Origin of the sequence: Lactobacillus sp. UMNPBX12 (assembly GCF_002553955.1) — a bacterium.
Lineage (GTDB): Bacteria > Bacillota > Bacilli > Lactobacillales > Lactobacillaceae > Lactobacillus > Lactobacillus crispatus.
The window spans coordinates 1-3,198 of record NZ_PCYY01000049.1; the positions used below are offsets into that span (position 1 = coordinate 1).

General features: G+C 50.0%; 2 rRNA genes. Both read right to left on the reverse strand.

Annotation, left to right across the window (positions count from 1 at the left end):
* Positions 1–2: 2 nt before the first annotated feature.
* A 5S ribosomal RNA gene (rrf, locus tag CP363_RS10350) occupies positions 3–119 on the reverse strand.
* Between the two features lie 70 nt (positions 120–189).
* Positions 190–3,097 (reverse strand): 23S ribosomal RNA (locus tag CP363_RS10355).
* Between the last annotated feature and the right edge of the window lie 101 nt (positions 3,098–3,198).

Genomic DNA, 3,198 nt, shown 5'->3' on the forward strand with positions numbered 1-3,198 from the left:
GAGCACGGCAGCTTCCTTTCCTCGCAGGCAGTTGCCCACCAACTACTTTCGGCGTTAAGAAGCTTAACTTCTGTGTTCGGCATGGGAACAGGTGTATCCTTCTTGCTTTCGCCACCGTACTCTTTTGAGCTTTTACACTCAAAACTAAACATAATCCTTCTCGCAAAAAACCTTCCAGTTTGCTTCGCTTTGGTCAAGTCCTCGACTGATTAGTACTGGTCCGCTCCATCCTTCACAGGACTTCCACTCCCAGCCTATCTACCTCATCGTCTCTGAGGTGTCTTACTGCTTACGCAAAGGAAATCTCATCTTGAGGGGGGCTTCGCACTTAGATGCTTTCAGCGCTTATCCCTTCCGCACATAGCTACCCAGCGATGCTCCTGGCGGAACAACTGGTACACCAGCGGTGCGTCCATCCCGGTCCTCTCGTACTAAGGACAGCTCCTCTCAAATTTCCTACGCCCACGACGGATAGGGACCGAACTGTCTCACGACGTTCTGAACCCAGCTCGCGTGCCGCTTTAATGGGCGAACAGCCCAACCCTTGGGACCGACTTCAGCCCCAGGATGCGACGAGCCGACATCGAGGTGCCAAACCTCCCCGTCGATGTGAACTCTTGGGGGAGATAAGCCTGTTATCCCCAGGGTAGCTTTTATCCGTTGAGTGATGGCCCTTCCATACGGTACCACCAGATCACTAAGTCCTAGTTTCCTACCTGCTCGAGTTGTCTCTCTCGCAGTCAAGCTCCCTTATACCTTTACACTCTGCGAATGATTTCCAACCATTCTGAGGGAACCTTTGAGCGCCTCCGTTACACTTTAGGAGGCGACCGCCCCAGTCAAACTGCCCACCTGACACTGTCCCTGGCCTGGCTTACAGGTCGAGGTTAGAGCATCCTTCAAACAAGGGTAGTATCCCAACATTGCCTCCAATAAGACTAGCGTCCTATCTTCTCTGGCTCCTACCTATCCTGTACATGTTTAAAAGATACTCAATATCAAGCTACAGTGAAGCTCCATGGGGTCTTTCCGTCCTGTCGCGGGTAACCCGCATCTTCACGGGTATTATAATTTCACCGAGTCTCTCGTTGAGACAGTGCCCAAATCATTACACCTTTCGTGCAGGTCGGAACTTACCCGACAAGGAATTTCGCTACCTTAGGACCGTTATAGTTACGGCCGCCGTTTACTGGGGCTTCAATTCAAACCTTCGCTTACGCTAAGCTCTCCTCTTAACCTTCCAGCACCGGGCAGGTGTCAGCCTCTATACGTCATCTTACGATTTTGCAGAGACCTGTGTTTTTGATAAACAGTTGTTTGGGCCTATTCACTGCGGCTAACCAATCTCTTGGCTAGCACCCCTTCTTCCGAAGTTACGGGGTCATTTTGCCGAGTTCCTTAACGAGAGTTCTCTCGCTCACCTTAGTGTTCTCCACTCGACTACCTGTGTCGGTTTGCGGTACGGGTATGTTCTCTCTGGCTAGAAGCTTTTCTTGGCAGTGTGACTACCACACCTTCGCTACTTTTACTTCACTCCTCATCACGACTCGTGTTGCTGGTTAGAAGCATTTGACTCTTAACCGCACTTGTCGCTTGAACATCGATCCAGCTCGATGCGTGCTTCACCTCCTGCGTCCCTCCATCGCTCATAACGATTGAACACAGTACAGGAATTTCTACCTGTTGTCCATCGACTACGCCTCTCGGCCTTGCCTTAGGTCCCGACTTACCCTGGGCGGACGAGCCTGCCCCAGGAAACCTTAGTCTTTCGGCGGATAGGATTCTCACCTATCTTTCGCTACTCATACCGGCATTCTCACTTCTAAGCGCTCCAATGATCCTCTCGGTTCACCTTCGCCGCACTTAGAACGCTCTCCTACCACGTGCTCTTTAAAACACATCCACAGTTTCGGTACTATGCTTAGCCCCGGTAAATTTTCGGCGCAGCGCCACTCGACTAGTGAGCTATTACGCACTCTTTGAATGATGGCTGCTTCTGAGCCAACGTCCTAGTTGTCTACGCAACTCCACATCCTTTTCCACTTAGCATAGATTTGGGGACCTTAACTGGTGATCTGGGCTGTTTCCCTTTCGACTACGGATCTTATCACTCGCAGTCTGACTCCCGTGTATGGATATCTGGAATTCGTAGTTTATCTGGATTCAGTAACCCCTGACGGGCCCCTAGTCCAAACAGAGCTCTACCTCCATTATCCTCTCCACGAGGCTAGCCCTAAAGCTATTTCGGAGAGAACCAGCTATCTCCAAGTTCGTTTGGAATTTCACCGCTACCCACAACTCATCCCCGCAATTTTTAACTTACGTGGGTTCGGCCCTCCAGTGCGTTTTACCACACCTTCAGCCTGGTCATGGGTAGGTCACTTGGTTTCGGGTCTACGTCACCTAACTTTTCGCCCTATTAAGACTCGCTTTCGCTCCGGCTCCGTCTTTTCTGACTTAACCTCGCTAGATAACGTAACTCGCCGGTTCATTCTACAAAAGGCACGCCATTGCACTTTAATGTGCTTTGACTACTTGTAGACACACGGTTTCAGGTTCTTTTTCACTCCCCTTCCGGGGTTCTTTTCACCTTTCCCTCACGGTACTGGTTCACTATCGGTCACTAACTAGTATTTAGCCTTGCGAGATGGTCCTCGCGGTTTCAACCGGGATTCCTCGTGTCCCGGCCTACTCAGGATTCTGCTAGGCGTGCTTGAGATTTCGCTTACGGGGCTCTCACCCTCTCTGGCTTACCTTCCCAGATAATTCAACTATCTCTTACACTGCCACGTCGCAGTCCTACAACCCCAAATGATAAATCACTTGGTTTGGGCTCTTTCCTCTTCGCTCGCCGCTACTAAGGAAATCGATCTTTCTTTCTCTTCCTGCAGCTACTTAGATGTTTCAGTTCACTGCGTCTTCCTTTGATTAGCTATCTATTCACTAATCAATAATGCATCTCTGCATTGGGTTCCCCCATTCGGATATCTCCGGATCACTGCGTACTTACCGCTCCCCGAAGCTTTTCGTAGTTCGTCACGTCCTTCTTCGGCTGTTAGTGCCTAGGCATTCACCGTGCGCCCTTTTCTACTTGACCTTACTCAAGAATTCTCTTCTCGGTCGCTCTACAATCTGTTCTCTTTGATTGTCTCGGTTTTTTGCTTGGATTATATTCAGTTTTCAATGTACTAGCTCTTT